Origin of the sequence: Rossellomorea pakistanensis, from assembly GCF_016908495.1 — a bacterium.
In the GTDB taxonomy this organism is placed as follows: domain Bacteria; phylum Bacillota; class Bacilli; order Bacillales; family Bacillaceae_B; genus Rossellomorea; species Rossellomorea pakistanensis.
The window spans coordinates 974,365-991,417 of sequence record NZ_JAFBDZ010000001.1 but is presented as its reverse complement, the minus strand read 5'-3'; the positions used below and the strand labels follow the sequence as shown (position 1 = coordinate 991,417).

12 protein-coding genes and 1 pseudogene are annotated in these 17,053 nt (G+C 36.4%); 9 read left to right on the top strand and 4 right to left on the bottom strand.

Translation table 11 applies throughout. The features are described 5' to 3' along the window. Positions 1 to 151 precede the first annotated feature (151 nt). From JOC86_RS04965 to JOC86_RS04945, 5 genes are all read left to right on the top strand, one after another. The gene (locus JOC86_RS04965; protein ID WP_205168643.1) at positions 152 to 1,420 is read left to right on the top strand and encodes an MFS transporter; all 1,269 of its coding nucleotides are present in this window, start codon (positions 152 to 154) and stop codon (positions 1,418 to 1,420) included. A 178-nt stretch (positions 1,421 to 1,598) separates the two neighbouring features. Continuing rightward, complete coding sequence (locus JOC86_RS24950; protein ID WP_205168642.1) at positions 1,599 to 2,360, top strand: 4'-phosphopantetheinyl transferase superfamily protein; 762 nt, start codon at positions 1,599 to 1,601, stop codon at positions 2,358 to 2,360. A 385-nt stretch (positions 2,361 to 2,745) separates the two neighbouring features. Then, a complete protein-coding gene (locus JOC86_RS04955) occupies positions 2,746 to 3,465 on the top strand; it encodes a FadR/GntR family transcriptional regulator (RefSeq protein WP_205168641.1) in 720 nt (239 codons plus the stop codon). A gap of 564 nt (positions 3,466 to 4,029) precedes the next feature. After that, on the top strand, positions 4,030 to 4,482 hold the full coding sequence (locus JOC86_RS04950) for a VOC family protein (RefSeq protein ID WP_205168640.1): 453 nt from the start codon (positions 4,030 to 4,032) through the stop codon (positions 4,480 to 4,482). A gap of 58 nt (positions 4,483 to 4,540) precedes the next feature. Next, complete coding sequence (locus tag JOC86_RS04945; RefSeq protein WP_205168639.1) at positions 4,541 to 5,020, top strand: DinB family protein; 480 nt, start codon at positions 4,541 to 4,543, stop codon at positions 5,018 to 5,020. A 451-nt stretch (positions 5,021 to 5,471) separates the two neighbouring features. Here the strand turns inward: JOC86_RS04945 and JOC86_RS04940 are convergent, their stop codons facing one another. Both JOC86_RS04940 and JOC86_RS04935 read right to left on the bottom strand, forming a co-directional pair. Continuing rightward, positions 5,472 to 6,071, bottom strand: a complete 600-nt coding sequence (locus JOC86_RS04940) for a TetR family transcriptional regulator (protein ID WP_205170093.1) — start codon at positions 6,069 to 6,071, stop codon at positions 5,472 to 5,474. 25 nt (positions 6,072 to 6,096) lie between these two features. Continuing rightward, entirely contained in the window at positions 6,097 to 7,593 is a 1,497-nt protein-coding gene (locus tag JOC86_RS04935) for an FAD-dependent oxidoreductase (RefSeq protein WP_205168638.1), read from the bottom strand. Between the two features lie 439 nt (positions 7,594 to 8,032). Here JOC86_RS04935 and JOC86_RS04930 point away from each other — a divergent pair. Continuing rightward, positions 8,033 to 8,270, top strand: a pseudogene (locus tag JOC86_RS04930) (alpha/beta fold hydrolase); the annotation flags it as partial. A 143-nt stretch (positions 8,271 to 8,413) separates the two neighbouring features. Here JOC86_RS04930 and JOC86_RS04925 read toward each other — a convergent pair. Then, a complete protein-coding gene (locus tag JOC86_RS04925) occupies positions 8,414 to 8,983 on the bottom strand; it encodes a DUF6241 domain-containing protein (protein WP_205168637.1) in 570 nt (189 codons plus the stop codon). Positions 8,984 to 9,401: 418 nt separating this feature from the next. On the opposite strand from JOC86_RS04925, the gene JOC86_RS25270 reads away from it, so the two are divergent. Both JOC86_RS25270 and JOC86_RS04915 read left to right on the top strand, forming a co-directional pair. Further along, entirely contained in the window at positions 9,402 to 9,602 is a 201-nt protein-coding gene (locus tag JOC86_RS25270) for a hypothetical protein (protein WP_205168636.1), read from the top strand. A 49-nt stretch (positions 9,603 to 9,651) separates the two neighbouring features. Then, on the top strand, positions 9,652 to 11,085 hold the full coding sequence (locus JOC86_RS04915; protein ID WP_205168635.1) for a spore germination protein: 1,434 nt from the start codon (positions 9,652 to 9,654) through the stop codon (positions 11,083 to 11,085). 497 nt (positions 11,086 to 11,582) lie between these two features. On the opposite strand, the gene JOC86_RS04910 is transcribed toward JOC86_RS04915, so the two are convergent. Next, positions 11,583 to 11,807, bottom strand: a complete 225-nt coding sequence (locus JOC86_RS04910) for a hypothetical protein (protein ID WP_205168634.1) — start codon at positions 11,805 to 11,807, stop codon at positions 11,583 to 11,585. A 792-nt stretch (positions 11,808 to 12,599) separates the two neighbouring features. Between JOC86_RS04910 and JOC86_RS04905 the strand changes: the two genes are divergently transcribed. Beyond that, positions 12,600 to 16,760: a S8 family serine peptidase gene (locus tag JOC86_RS04905; protein WP_205168633.1), complete on the top strand. Its 4,161-nt coding sequence runs from the start codon at positions 12,600 to 12,602 to the stop codon at positions 16,758 to 16,760. Positions 16,761 to 17,053 lie beyond the last annotated feature (293 nt).

The window sequence follows — 17,053 nt, the reverse complement described above, 5'->3', positions numbered from 1 at the left end:
AAGTAATTTCGGACCTTAATTAATATATAAATATAAATGCAGACGAAAAGAATAAGACAGTTCTTCATGGATCGCTCGATCGGTAGGATAAGCAGGAAGTGAAGAACTTGTCTAGTCACTTCGTTGTTGTGGCGGAAGGGAAGATGGAAAGATGAATTTTTCATTATTTAGACAGCGTAGTTTTGCATTATTAATTGTTTCGGAAGCGACATCTTTATTTGGTACCTTCTTTTTGAATACAGCACTCGCACTATATGTTTTGAAATTAACCGGATCATCGGAGAAATTTGCTTCTGTCTTAGCACTAGGGATGGTTCCATATCTTATCGTAGGTCCAATTGCTGGAGTGTTAGCGGATCGATTTAACAAAAAAAAATGGATGATTCTACTAGATGTATTACGAGGTATGCTTTGTATTAGTTTATTTGTTTTTAGTTTAAATGAGACGATCACCATGCCTTTTATCTATTTCGCTGTCTTATTTATATCTACCTGTGAAATCTGTTATGGACCTGTATTTATATCTTTGCTACCGAGTGTAGTAAAAGAAGAAGAACTTATTGATGCTAATTCATTTGAAAAAACAATTAATGAAACAATGAAAATCCTGGCCCCTTTTCTTGGAACCCTAGTTTATAGCTTGGTAGGAATAGGACCTGTTTTATTGTTTAACGGATTTACTTTTTTGATCTCTGCTCTAGCAATCTTCTTTATGGTTATCCCAAAGGTAGAAAGTGTAATAGTTAGAAAAATGAATTTATTTAAAGATGTATGGGATGGATTTAAAGTATTTTTTATAGATAGACGATTAACTTCGATTGTTTCCAATGCATTTTTAACTCACTTTTTTATGTATCCGTTTATCTTACTGGGCTTTCCTTTTATCATAGTAACGGTATTAGGTGGGAAGGAAACAGATTATGGTATCGTAGAAAGTATTTCTACAATTGGTGCGATCCTTGCTATCTTCATTGTACCGCCTATGAAGAAATTCGGAGTAGCCAACAATATAGGAATAGGAATCCTAGGTATGTGTGTACCTATTATTCCGTTATTATTTTTAGGTAATCCGGATTTTATACAGATATTAAAAGAAAATGAATATTATCCTGTGTTATTTTTTGGTCTGATTAGTTTCCTGCTTTTCTTAGCATTTAGTTTTTATCTGGTCTTTTTTGCTTCATTTTATCAAACGGTGGTTCCAAGAGAATTATTTGGTCGATATGGAGCGGGAATGATGGTGTTAAATGGGTTAGGAAGATTGATTGGATTTCTGATTTTTGGTTATTTATTTAGCTTGGATACATTATTATATGCTGTTATTTTCTTTGGGATTGGTATGATACTGAAAATTGTTGTACATATCCCGTTTATGAGTATTACAAAAAAGTTAGAACAACAACAAAAACAAGTGGTATAAGGATGTGATGGACAAGCAATCCATATACAGGAAATTTTTTCTCCTTTGATCAGTTATTTTGACTGTGTATTACACAGTATTGATGGGAAATCAGGTGTTTCTGTAACATTCCCCTATCATGGAAAAAAAAGAGAATTTTGATGGGAAGATCAAGTTGTATTATTGATGGAAGGAAGAAGTGATTGGAACTCAATTAGGAGTGGGTGTCAATGAAATGAAAGTAGAGTCAACACTAAATGTATACTGGGTACAAATACCTGAGGAGATAAACCTATCAGAATGGATATTCGATTTAGATATATTAGATAAAGAAGAAAGAACGATCTATAGAAGGTATTTAGTAAATCAAAAGAAGGTTGAATTTTACACTGGAAGATTGCTATTGAAAAAGTTACTAGGGCAGATGTTAGAGATCCAACCGGAGATGGTCGCTTTTGAAAAGAATCAATATGGAAAGTTATATTTACATCCAAAGTATGTCGATGAAATAAGAAAAGAGCCACTATTTTTTAACTTGTCACATTCAAAAAGAATTGTTACCTGTGTGATTTCTTCTTTTAACGAGGTAGGTATTGATGTTGAGAGTATGACCAAAAATCCTCTAGATGTAATGCCTATAGTTTTTGTATCTCAGGAGCAAATGCTTGTCGAAGCAGAGAAATCCTCTGACAAGAAGGTAGAGGCATTTTACAGAGTTTGGACACGTAAAGAAGCTGTAATGAAAGCGGTTGGGAAAGGATTTTCACTTCCACCATTGTCATTTGTAGTACCTGTTCACGGAGAAAGAATAATGGATGAAAATTATCTCTACTATACCTTCCATCCGATTAATGGTGAAATAATTTCAATTGCTGTACGTAGGGAAGGTGAGAAAGTGATAGATTTTCAATGTAAGGAAATTACATTTTCTCATCTGTTTTCTAGTGGTTTCCAAATTTAAGTGGAAAAGATGTAAATTGCCTACTGTATTCATTAGGATTGACTAAGTTTTCGATTGATTCGGGTGAGTGATATTTGGGGGGAGTTCCGTCTACAGTGATAATACAACTAAACTCAAGATAATAACTACTTCCATGAAGAGGGATAGCTGAACTAGTAACTCTACAAATCTAATGGTCTATGCCCATCGTTGAGAGTAGTAAAAGTAAAGAAAATAAGGTAGGTAGAAGCGGGGAGTGCTTCAGTCTATCTTTAAGTATGTATAGGAAAAATTAACTTTTCTCCTATATTTTCTGGAGTACCTGTTTAATAATACATTCCTTAACATTGTCGCTTGATTCATAATACTGTAGAATTTATACAGATAGATAATGAGGTGAGGACTGTTGAATTATAAGCGAATAAAACCGCGGAAAATATATGAAGAAGTAGCTGAGGCTTTAATCGATATGATTAAATCTGGACAATTAAAATCAGGGGACAAGCTTGATTCGGTTCAGCAGCTTGCCGAAAATTTTCATGTTGGCCGTTCAGCGGTTCGTGAGGCGCTAAGTGCGCTTAGGGCAATGGGGTTAGTGGAAATGCACCAGGGAGAAGGAACGTATATTCGTGAATTTGATTCGAAAATGCTTTCATTACCTGTCTACATTGCCGTTTTAATGAAGAAAGATGATGTGAAAAACTTACTAGAAGTTCGTCGTATTTTAGAAGTAGGGGCAGTAGAAGCGGCAGCGTTAAGAAGGTCCGACGAACAATTAATGGAGATCCAAGTGGCCTTAGAGCAAATGGAAAAGGCAAGTGATGAAGAATTAGGTGAAGAAGCCGATTTTCGTTTCCATATGGCGATTGCAAAGGCGTCACAAAATGAGTTGTTAATTGGTCTCATGAATAATGTCTCAGAAATGATGGTTACAACGATGCGTGAAACACGTAGGCTTTGGCTTTATTCTAAACAATCGACGCTCGAGCGTCTGTATCAAGAGCACCTAAGTATTTATGAGGCAATCAAGCAAAAAGATAGTAAGAGAGCACAGCAATTAATGCTCGGACATCTTGAAAGTGTGGAAGATGTCCTAATGAAATATTTTAAAGATATAGAAGTATAGGCAGGCACCTCTAGGATCTCTGGAGGTGCCGATTTTTGTAATCGACCTATCAATGATGTTCTGTAAGATAGACCAGCAAAGTGACTCCAACCAAATTCCTCGGTGCAAACTTTACAACAGACACATCTTCAATTAGGGGTGTTGAATTTTTATTAGAAACTTTTTCAGTTGAAGAATTGGTTCTGTTAAGTGACAAAAAATTGTTTTAAAAAACGCCAGTCCTCTATTCAACAAACGGGCCAAGAATATTTTGTGGGGAAGTCGAAGTTGTTTTATCGAATAGCAACTACGGTATCGAATTTTTGAAACTATTTGAACATGATGGCATTCACGAAAAAAGGTTCGCGAATATTCCAATAGTAGAGGGTTTACGAAGTGTTGTTCGTTAACAAGATGTTATATGACACCCCGAAACTCAATTTCACATTTTCCTATACTGCGACTTTTCTTTGTTATCATGACCTGTGACAAGTTGTTTTTAGTTTGGAAGGAATTTGTAACTTTTTAATAGAATAATTATGAAGATGATCAGATAAAAATTTTTACACATAAGGAGATAAAACTATGGCAAAAAACAAATTACTAAGAATGGACAATGTCGGCATCGTTGTAGAATCCCTTGATGACGCAATTTCTTTTTTCGAGGAGATTGGCTTGAACCTCGAAGGGAGAGCCACTGTCGAAGGTGAATGGGCTGGTCGCGTAACCGGATTGGGCTCACAGTGCGTAGAGATTGCTATGATGGTTACCCCAGATGGCCACAGCCGACTTGAACTTTCACGATTTCTCACCCCACCTACTATATCAGATCACCGCACTGCTCCTGTAAACGCCCTCGGTTATCTACGCGTCATGTTCACCGTAGAAGACATTGACGAAATGGTATCCAGACTCACTAATTATGGTGCTCAGCTTGTTGGCGAAGTGGTTCAGTACGAGAACTCGTATCGGCTCTGCTACATTCGTGGACCCGAAGGACTTCTAATCGGTTTGGCGGAACAACTCGGTAACTCTTGAAGAAAGAGAAGTGCACTTTAGTATAAGATTTAAAAATGAAACAATCGGAGTGTGAAATATGATTCATGCAAAAGAGTTATTGTCTGATCAATTATTAGCCAATGCCAATGATCCTAGCTGGTACCTTCCGTTTTCCGAATCAGTCGAAAACCTTAGAGAAGAAGAAGCTTTTTGGAAGCCTAACGGAAATTGCAATAATATTGCTGAAATTGTGCAACACCTGCTTTATTGGAATGAAACATGGCAGATAAGATACCAAAAATCTCATGCTAATGCCGTCTCTTCGTTAGAAAATAATAATAAGAGTTTTGTAGTACCCGAAAATGTCAGGTTTGATCAATTGAAGGGACGTCTTTTAGAGGTCTTGTTGAATTGGCAAGACTTATTATCTGAAGAAAAAATGGAAGACGATGTGATAGGCTTTTCTGTACCTGCTAAATGGTGGGCCGTCATTGGAAATGTCACCACCCATAACGCTTATCATATTGGCCAGATCATATACATTCGTAAGCTGCAAAAGAGCTTGAAAGTTGAATAAGTGTAGACCAAAACAAGTAGAATTTATGTAAAGATCCTCTAACTTTTTATATATCTCAATGTTCGGGCGCATTTCCGGAATAAGGATCTGCGCCTATTTTGCATGATAAGGGCCATATTATTGAACAAGGTTGTGAAGGTGATGGGATTTGAAATAATTGATATTGAGATAATGGGAAGTTTAGTTAAAAAGATTTCTACCAAAAAACCAAGAGGATTATTGCCTCTTGGTTAAAATGGGAATGCTTCAAACTATCGAACTACCATAGTTTCGCCACCGTTTTGAAGGTAGTTTTTTATCGGATTTTATAAGAAACATGTTTAGGTTCTGGATACACTTTTAGAATTATGGGTGTTATAAAAGTGTTAGAACTCGGGGTAATTAACCAAAAGGATTTCATCTACAGCCTCGTTTTCGTTGCCGAAGGACTAGCGCCTTGTGCTTTTCATAGTTAAAAAGACCTTACTATAAATCTTAATAATAAATCGACTTTTGGCATTTGATAATTTTCATCTCCCTGAATATTCAGCGTCATTAGCCCGGAAAGAATGGATAAATAGCATGATATTAGTTCGCTAGGATTATCTTCTGCAAGTTCCCCTTTCTTCTGTCCTGCAATGAATAGGGGTTCCAATATGTCGATGTAAGTCTGCATTGTATTCTCCTCCATAAGCTTTTTGGCAGCTATGGGTACTTCGTCAGACGTACGAGCGTGATGCATTAACATGAAATAAAGTTGGGAACCCTCATGAAGTATCTCAGCGGTTAATGCCTTTATTTTATCTAATGGGGATCCAGGTAGTTGATAGATGCTCTTGATGCCAGCAATAGATTCTTCTATTGCTTGCTGAACGAGTGTAGTAAAAAGTTCATCTTTGGAATTAAAATAGCGGTAGAGAAGCCCAGCACTTATCCCAGCTTCACTAGCAATCATACTCATTTTCGTGCCTATAATTCCTCTTCGAGCAAAAACCTTAAGGGCTGCTTCTATAATTTGTTCTTTTCGTTCATCACGAATTTGCTTCAACTGTTCTTCGTTTAAAGGTGCAATGATGTTTCACTCCTGATAATTTTCATTATTTTTGTGCATTCAAATGTTCAAAGGCTGCCCGAGGAAAGGATGGGATAATCTGAGACAATTGATCCTCAAGTGTCTGGCCACATGCCTTTGAGAGTTCACAGAGCAATTCTTTGCTTTCGGAAGATTCCTCTTCAGAAGCAAGAATGGAAGAGATCACTTGCGAATTAACTATTTGATTTAATGGTAAAAGTAAAGTATTCACCGCCCAATATAAACCATATAATTCAAAATTGCGTTTGGTAGTAGCATGTTTAATATACAATGCAAAATATTTTTGAGCAAATTCAATACCCTTCAGCTGTTTGCCTTCATATGATACTCCTTGCCATGGTAGATCAGCAGCACAATTCAACCACCAGGCAGGTTCAACAATTTCATTCATTTTTTGGAGTATGTTACGTTCAAAATAAGGCAAGGGATGCTTACGTTGTTCACGTAAGCAGCATTCTAACATTTCTGCTTCTATTGCAGCCATTGTAATTCCTTGGCCAAAAATCGGATCAAAATTGCAGAAAGCATCTCCTAATACCAACAATCCTGATGGCCATCGCTCCATTTCTTCAAAATGATGACGGAATAATTCAGTAATTCTATAACCTCTAGGAGCTGTAATTGGTTCAAGCTCTTGCAATACTTCTGATATTAATGGATCGGCAAGTCTTGCAACCTCTTGTTCATACTCATCGACATTCGTGGTTGGATAATGCCCGCCTGGACAATAAAGGACTGTTTCAGCTATGTTATTCTCAATGGTGGAAAATACCCCGGTTAAAGTCTTATTGGACGGGTCTCCTGCAATTCGAATAACATCCCATTTTACTGAAAAGTGAGAGGGAATCTTGTAATGGCGAGTGCTATAACCAAGCGTGACTTTGAGAATATCGGGATTTGGAACATCAAATCCGAGATCCTTAAGCCATTTTGCCAATTTAGAGGAACGGCCACTAGTATCAATGACTATGTCTGCACCCAGTGTTTTCTGTTGACCTAGTTGTTCTCGTTCTCGTACATGGACACCAGTTACAGTTGCTTGATCTGATGACATAAGCAAGCCAATTACGTCAACCTTTGTAAGAAACTTAATATTGGAAATCCCCATCACGTGTTGACGACATACCCACTCAAGTAGAGCTCTGCTGAATGTTGCATCATTTTCTGTATTGGGCATTACAAGGGAGCCATATTGATTGGTCTGGTGAATCATTTTATTCTGTGTGGATGGGGCGCCGCAAGACAGTATTTTATCATTAAATCCAGGGAAGAGCCGCTCCATTATCATTTTACCTCGAGGTGTAAATCGATGTGGATGAAAAGCTTGAGGAGTGCCTGCACGAATTTCGGGTTTCACAGGTAGATCATCTTTTTCAATGATAAGCACTTCTGCATAATAATCAGAAAGTACTCTTGCAGAGAGTAGTCCAGCCATTCCTCCACCAATCACAATTGCTTTTTCCCAATTACCTTTTTTAAATGCTACCCCTGCTTTGTTCATAAGTATAACCCCCATTAATAAATTCATTACTTAATGAAAAAACAAAACAAATTTAAAAATGAATGAACGGTTCATTTAATATTAAAATAAATGATACTATATAAAATGTCAACAAAGAATATAAACATTAATTTACCTCTGTTGAAAATGAGAAATGATAAAAAAATGTGACAGGACTTGGTATCCAGCGAAAAAAATTTACATTAAGGAAAAGTTTAAACTATATCACTTGTGCAATAGTAGAAGACTATTATTATTGTCTTATATGATTATCTTGAAATTGAGCCTTCTGTTTAAGGACGCTATCCTTGAATTGCGCTCCTTTTGTCTTTAAATAGCTTATTTTTTGTCCACTATATGAAGGTTTTTTTATTCAAAAGGTTTTCGATTTCAATTAATAGAATTAAAACATTAACAAATAAAGCATAGTGGGGGCCTTATGAATAAATGGACTAAAACTTTAATTAGTACATCTCATGGGAATTTTGAAGTATTTATAAAAGGAGAAGGAGAACCACTTTGTGCAACTTACCCACTACTCAGAATTTAATGAAACAGATGATTATTTTGCAGAAGCATTTACAAAAACTCACAGAGTATATTTAGTAAGTTTGAAAGAAATGGGTAATTCAGAAAAAGCTTTCAGACCTTATCAATTAAGTATGCTAGAAACAATATCTTGGAAAGTAGTTATGTTTTTTAATATGAGGAATATTTAGGACTGTTAAGGTTCTTTTTTTGTTTTTTAATTAATAAAATATTTATTTATGATATAGGCAAAAAATAAGCCCTGGGAGGACCCAGAGCCTAGCTTTATAGATTATTGCCAATCTCTTTTATTAATTTGTAATCCTTCTTCGCCAAAGAAGTGCTCGATGTATTTCTGTTCCTCTTCAGCAGTTCTTACTTTCAATACTGGACTTTCGCTTGGCTGTGTGGTACCGGTTTTAATGCTCCTAATTGTCAGATAGTCATTTTCGATATTAGAGAAGTCACCTTTTAACCATTTATCTAAGGTTTTTTGATAAAGTTCGGATGCCTTTATTGCAACTGCCTTGTTTTTCAAATATTGAAGGTTAGCTAGATCTAACTGAAGCCTTTTGACATCAGGCGTTCCTGGAATATGGTAGTTTTTTTCTCCTTGAAACTTAAGCTTCTGGAGAGCTATGGTTATCATCGTGTAGTAGACGTCATCATCATTCTTAATTTCCCCAATGTCTTTTGATGCTTTAGTTAATTCAGCTTGGCTTACTTTAGGAACTTGTTGTGTGGCTTCATGTTTGGTAGTTGTTGCTGCTTCTGTTTTTTCTCCCTTGTATGAAAAGATTGCATACGAACCACCAATCGCTAATGCTAATCCAAGTCCTGCCACAGTTAAAGATTTCTTCATTGTTGCTCCCCCATTTATTTATTCCACTTTCTGTTGAAAGTTATTCTTTAACTAAGTTTATCATATGTTTACCATCCTATGATTATAATTCCGTAAATAGTTATGAACTCCTGTCTTAATGCAAGAATATATATTAAAATGAAATTTCTTTTCTTCTTCAACTAAACAAGTAGGTTAGTTAAAGGGGGTATGCTGTTAGGAGGAGAAATAAAGTATGATTTCACGAATGAAATAAAAGTGATTTTTATAAGTGCAAAGATTTAGTAAATGATAATGGACATTTAGAAGTAAAAGCGGTAATTGAAGGAGTTATTCCAGGTCGAATATTTTGTAGATAATCTTATTTCTCCAAATTTTGGACTCATTTGGATAATGGCTTTTTTGGGGGAGTAAAGAAAATGAAGAATTTAATAACGAAATGAACGTATTTATTGCTAAATTAATAGCACCAGAAGCAAAGAAAGTCCGTTTGAATTCGTTTGAAGGAATTGGTAATCATCAAAGATGGGATACGGTCATTAAAAGAATATTTGAACATCGTAAATTAGTAGTTGTAATCAAAGAGAATCGCTTTTTCATGCATCGAGCCATTTTGTCCAATATAAGAATAAATAAATAAGCTCCTCACATAATAAAGCTGAATTCTATAATCTTGAGGAGAGTATAAAATGGATAATATCGGAAAGAAGCTTGAAGGCAATATCCAGCATATAAAAAACTTATTTCAACAAACATCTGATTTAGTCGTGAGAAAGGTAAAGTTTGGTATTGAAAAGTCAGAACATGCAGCTATTATTTATATTGATGGAATTATTGATTCGGATATTATGCAGGACTTTGTGATTAAACCAATCCTTAATTCTAAAGAAAGTCCTGAAAAAAACGGTATTATAAATTTAATCAGCGAAGTTATTGAATCGGCTAATGTAAAAACGGGAACAACATTTCAGGAAATAACCGATGCATTAGTTAATGGCAAAACAGCTATATTATTTGAAGAAAATGATATTGGAATTATTGTGGATACTGCAAAGTGGAATGAAAGAAGTCTTGAAGAAGCTATAGGCGAACGTGCACCAAAAGGACCCGTTATTGGTTTAACAGAAAAACTTAAAACGAATATTAATATCCTACGTTCATTTATTAAATCCCCTAAGCTATATATAGAAAATAAAGAAGTTGGACTCATTTCAAAAACACAATTATCCGTTATTTATCTGGACGGAATCGTCGATAAAGGAGTGTTAGAAAAAGTTCAATCACGTCTTAACAAACTCTCAGTAAAATACATATTAGGATCCAGAATTATTGAAGAGGTAATTGAAGGACAGAAAAGTATCTTTCCCTTAATCAAAACAACAGAACGACCGGATGTTCTCGCATCATCTTTGTATGAAGGAAAAGTTGGAATTATTGTAGATGGTACACCTTTCGTTATTATAACACCCTCCTTATTTATAGATTCCTTTCAAACACCTGATGATTATTATTTTAAAGCAGGTCGATTTACAAACCGATTTATCCGTTTTTTTGGTTTTTTCTTATCTGTTTATCTGCCAGCAATATATGTAACATTAGAAAAATTCCATCAAGATGAGTATTCCAAAAAAGTAGTAAAGTCATTTTTTACTGATGGTGAATTATTAACTGCCTTTTGGGAAATGGTGATATTGATCTTTTTATTAAGAATTTTTCTCGATACTACTTTCCGTATTCCTAAAAGCTCAATTATTATTTTATCTTTGGTTGCAGCAGTTGTTATTGGTGAAACAGCTGTAACGGCTAAAATCATCCACCCAGCAGGACTTATAACCATAGGAATTACTTTTTTAACAAGCTTTCTCACCATCTATAGGGGATTAGCAGATGTAACGACGACAATGCGTTTCCTCTTTTTGCTAGTAGCTAATTTTTTTGGATTCACTGGTTTAATTGTTGGAACAACACTACTCATTTTATATATGACAAATCTAAAGTCTGTTGGGGTTCCCTATCTTTCACCATTAATTCCTTTTAGATACGAAGAGTTAAAAGATACTCTTTATAGAGGTGATTTAAAATCTTTACTTAATAGTAAGCATTCATACCCTGACGATAATTAGTTATTAGTATTCTATCTTATTTTGTTTAATGATCGTGCGCGATTGTTGAATAAGAAATTCGCTGTTGTGTTAATTAAGTTAGATGACTACAAAAAAGAAAGTTATGAAAAGTGGATGATAAAGTCAAAGGAGTGTTCTAGAGTTTAGAGAGCTGTAAAAGGACTTTGTAAGGAAATAGAACCTAAGGGTTTAATTCGATGTTCAAGAAATCGTTCTCCATAGTCTACAAGGAAATTCAACATGAGAGATGATTTTAGAAACGGTGTATTAGTTTTGTGAAGTGTTCATTTTAACACCCAGAAAACAGAATATTTGTAGTGGAGATTCTTGGCAAATTTATTAACAATAGGTTTTACCTATCCAAGAATTGGATGCAATTCTCTAAACAAAGGAATTGAGTTTAATTTTATAGTTAGTCAAATGTTTCAGATTTGATGTCATTTGTGATGTAAGCAAGATAAAAAAAGAACAATTCCCTCCAAAGAGGGACGTATTCGTTAATAAAGTGGTTGTTGGTCCTGACAAGGTGGAAATCCGTTAATATCCTGAATCATAAAAATATCGTATTGTTTTAGGGCGAACTGTGCTTGATACAAGTATTCAATAACGAGAATCTTTGTACCAGATATACCGCACAATATGCCTGACGTACCTTGCCCATTTGTCAATGAAATCCCTACAGGTTGCCCTATTAAATATCTAATTTTTTGTTGCCAAGGCATTGCCATCCCTCCTTCAATATAATCATATTACATTAGAAATAATGGGTGCCTGTATAGATTACCTTGTTGGAAACACAATTTATATTACATTTCAAAAAAGATTAAAGAAGCTAAATCAGAAATTGACGTGTTTCCATAATAAGGGAACCGTCTTTTTTTGTAACAATACAATAAAAAAAAAGAGAGAATTTTTGATAATCCACGCTTTAAACAATTGACTTTACTAATAATAATGAACCGACTCAAAACTTTTTGTTTAGATCTAGGGGATACTATTTGAGATAAGATAATACCTTAAGGATTGATCTTAAAGCTAATCCAGTTTTAATGTTCTCTTCCTTAGGTGTCCGATTTTAGGGGAATTTTATAGGGCCTTGTTAGTCCTTTTACCCGCTACTTATGTAATGAAAAATATGATGTAGGTTACTGCATTAGAGGATAGTATTATATCAAATATTATTTCTTCTAAGATCTTTATTCCGTTTCAACCAAGTTTTTGCAAAGTCCCCCCTATCTGGTACCTTCGAAATCTACTAATCCTTTTTTACTACATTATGATCTACTGATACTGTATTAAATGCTGTGTATTAGATCTTTTTTACCGTAAAGTCATTGATGTTACAGAAAAAATCCCCCCATTGCCGCTCCATAGAATGTTATATAAAATCTGAATTAGGGTACCCATTTGTTTTTGAAACGTTCTATTTGTTAGTTGATTGTATATCTCTTATATCACGTGTTAAAAGGTGTAAATTTAGCGTTTATCGAATAATAACGATCAGGGGGAACGTTATGAATATAGGTAAAATGAAACATATTTTTACTGGCACTTTAATTGCTAGTTTGTTAGTTTCAGCAGGTGTTCCATCTGGAGCGATTGCTGAGGGTAATTTTCAGAATAAACCGAAAAATATAGAAAAGATGTTAATGAATTTAACGGATCAGCAAAGGAAAGCACTGAAAGAACTAGAAATCACACCTGGGTTCATCATTTCACCGGAGATAAACCAGAAGAGCCCTGAATTAGTCAACGTTATTGTTGAATTTAAGCAGGCTCCTGCAGAGGTGGAGGTCGCAAAGCAAGCCTTGAAAGGGAAAAAAATGTCTCTTTCTACCGCAACCAATCAAGCAAAAAAAGAACACGACACGTTCAAAAAAGAATGGAAAAAAGTAAAAAGTCTGAATAGAACAAAAGTAGAAAAAATGGAGGATGCCAAAATCACGAGACAATACCATGAGGCATTCAACGGTGTTGCGATGACATTACCGGGAACGGCAGTACAAGAGCTTCTCAGTACAGGAGTGGTCGAACGGATTTGGAAGGATCAAGAAGTGAGCATCGAACTCCCAAAAGAGTCGAATGTAGTGAAGTCAGCCACTTCAACAAGGGTTGATGACAGCCTGCCTCAAATCGGTGCGGACAAGCTTCACGAAGAGAATATTACAGGTGAAGGAATTAAAGTAGGGGTTATTGACTCAGGTATTGACTATAACCATCCAGATTTAAAAGGCTCTTATAAAGGCGGATACGATTTTGTCGATAATGATTCAGATCCGATGGAGGCGACTTATCAGGAGTGGAAGGATTCAGGGCAGCCTGAATTCATGGGTTCCAGTTACTATACATACCATGGAACACATGTAGCCGGGTCTATCGCTGGATCAAAAGAAAACAGCTCGGCATCAGCCGTAAAAGGGGTAGCTCCGGGGGTTGATCTTTATGCGTACCGTGTATTGGGTCCATATGGAAGAGGATCGACCACTGCCGTCATGGCAGGTATTGACAAGGCGGTGAAAGATGGAATGGATGTTATCAACTTGTCGTTGGGATCCAGTGTCAATGATCCCCTCAATCCGACATCGATTGCCATTAATAATGCGATGCTCTCAGGAGTTGTTGCGGTCGTTGCAGCAGGAAACGAAGGACCTGGTGAAAAAACACTCGGATCTCCAGGCGCAGCTGCACTGGGGATTTCAGTCGGCGCGAGCGATGTGTCATTAAACATTCCGACGTTTACTGCAAGTGCAGGGGACCAAACGATAACTGACATGCAGCTGTTAGCACGAAATTACACAGATCACTTAGAAGATCTAAAGAATTTGACCCTTCCGATTGTTGAAGTTGGAATAGGGACAAAAGCCGATTTTAATCAAAAAGATGTAGCTGGTAAAGTAGCACTCATTCAACGTGGCAGCATTACGTTTGATGAAAAAGTGCAAAATGCAAAATCAGCCGGTGCTAAAGCCGCGATTGTGTATAACAATGTGGATGGTGAAATAGAAGCTTTTCTTGGGGAAGGGACGAATTATATTCCATCTTTCCGACTATCAAAAGCTGACGGTGAACGTTTGAAATCACAAAATGAAATGACCTTCGAATCGTTAGGCAGCGTCAAGACAGAAGGAGATCACCTAGCGGAATTTAGTTCGAGAGGTCCTGCTAACGGGAATGAGGACATTAAACCAGATGTCGTAGCACCAGGTGTGGCGATCTTCTCGACGATTCCCGAATATTTAAATGATCCGCAAGACGGGGAAAATTACGATATAGCTTATGGCCGCCTTAATGGAACTTCAATGGCTTCGCCTCATGCAGCAGGAACAGCATCGCTCATTTTACAAGCACATCCCGAATATACACCTTTCGAAGTGAAAGAAGCATTAATGAACACAGCTGATAAAATGAATGGGCACTATTCTGTCAATGAAATTGGTGCAGGAAGAATTGATGCGTATGAGGCAGTCCATGCAGATACATTAGTGAAGGTTATGGACAAAACGATAAATGAACAAAATGGCGTCCTTGTCGAAATTGATGAAGAAACGGGTTCCATTGCTTTTGGCAGTCATTTTAAAGAGGAAGAAGGACAAATTGAAGACAGCAGAAAAGTTGTTATTGAAAACCGCAATGAAAAAGATGGGCAGGAATTTATCACAAATGTTGAATTTTTACCGGCTAATGGACAAATTCAAGATGCCGGCAAAAATGGGGTAGAAGTAACGATACCCGAAACGGTTTCAGTAGAAGCAGGTAAATCCGCAGAAATTGAGCCGACGATTCGTGTTTCAGAACATGCCGAATTTGGACGGTATGAAGGATACATTCACCTTGTCAATTCGAAAAATGAAGAAGAGAATTATCAAATCCCGTTTTCCATCCGTGTGATAGACAAAGGATTTGAGAAGATGGTATTGACAAGACCGATGATTGCGAATGATTCGAAGATACATCCGTATTATACGCCATATACCAATGCAATCGTCAAATTATCTAGCCCACTAAAAACAATTGATATGTTGGTGAGAGATGGAAAATCCGGAGAAGCAATTGGATTTATGGGAACCATGGATGCAAGCCATTTAATGACAGGTATTGATTATTGGGGCGATCAAATTTTTAAAGGGGAGGTATTCCCATTCACCAATGATCCTTCGCAGCCCATTTCGGATAAAAAGGTGAAACTGCCGGAAGGTGATTATACGTTCGAAATGATTGGGTATGATGAGCAAGGTAAACCTCACAGTAAGGACGCGATTGTTATGATTGACAATACGCCACCGAAAGTCGAGCTAGATATGGAACCGGGACTTTATGAAGTGAATGAATCGATGTATACGAAAGAAGCGGGTTATGATGGTCCTGCTGTATGGGTACATGGGAATGTATATGATTCGACAGTCGATGCGCTCAAAGAGAAAGGAGTAGATATCGATCAATCTAGAAACGGTTTGCTTTGGTGGGAGTACTCGTTTTATAATCATGGTTTCCTTAATGCAGATGCGGAAGGAAACTTTAGATTCCCTGCAATGAAGGAAAGAATAGACGAGAGGTCATATTTGGATTCCAACTTATTTGTTTTCGATAATGCTACAGCATCCGTAGGATATCCAGAGGGCATAAAGAACTACAAGTTCATAAAAGAAGGAACGGAATATGCGGTATCTAGTTACGATAAGGAAAAGGTTCGTCTGGGTGACGATATAACCATGACATTGACTTTGAACAATATTCAGCAGCTCGTCTCCGGGGAATTCAGCGTCCCTTTTATTAAAAGTTTCTTTGAATTTGAACATGTCAAAGTCAATGAGGCATTCAAGCAATATGCAGAGCAAAAAGGTGTAAAAGTAAAACTGGATGAGCCGACAGTCACAGCAGGGAATGTTAAGGTAGGGGCTTCGATTGACCAAAATGAGTTGAAAATCGATAAAGATCTTCCATTTTTAGATATCACGTTTAAAGTCATTGGTGACGAATACTACGCCCCAGAGGACTTGACATTTGAAACGAGTTCTTTTAAGTATAAGAAAACATCAGATTCTAGTCCTTCCATTATTCGTGTATTTAAAGACAAGTCATTTACGATTCTAGCTGGACACTCTGTTGTGAATGGATTTATTAAACCTGAAGCTTTCTATAAAGAGAATGGACAATTGGATTATTCGATTGACTATTCTAAGCTTGGAGTGAAAGTATATGCAAAAGCGGCAGATGGTGAAACCTACGAAGCATCCGAAATTTCGGATAATGGATACTTTACAATCGATAACCTTCCGTTATCAGAAAAAGAGTATGAAATCTATGTGAAGATACCAGGCCATCTCTCAAGCAAAGTAACGACGAAAGTAGTGAAAAACATCGATGGAGATTTAGCCGGTGTACGAATGTCAGTAAATATGGACAAAAGCGATGCAGGTGATGTCAATGGCGACAAGATGGTTGATATCCAAGATGCAATCATCTCCGTTTTCTCATACGGAAAAGAAAATGTAGGAGTTAACAAGGGAGACATTAACCAAGACGGAAAAGTAGATGAAATAGATCTTCGATTCATCGAGAAAAATTTCTTGGAAAAAGGACCTGATGCCAAAGAGAATAAAAAGCCAAAAGAAAAACTAGGCAAGGTTACATTGGAAAAATTATTCAGCTCCATTGGGCTTGAAACAAGAAATTAGCAAAAACACCAAAAATGCCAGGATGATATTCCTGGCGTTTTTTGGGAAAGGACGTTTAAATGAATCTCCATGATTCAATAGAACAAATAGGAGGGTTTTTCCATGAAAAAGAATTGTACCTTGTTATGTACAATTTTGCGTGAGCCATAAGAAGGAGTTAGACGGAATGTCAAATGGAAACGAAGGCTTTAACATGATTTGAAGAACGACTAACCAAGATCTTTTCTGCTTAATATGACTCTGAAGATATTCAAATCATTGAAACTTTATAAAGATAATAAAGGTGCTCCATA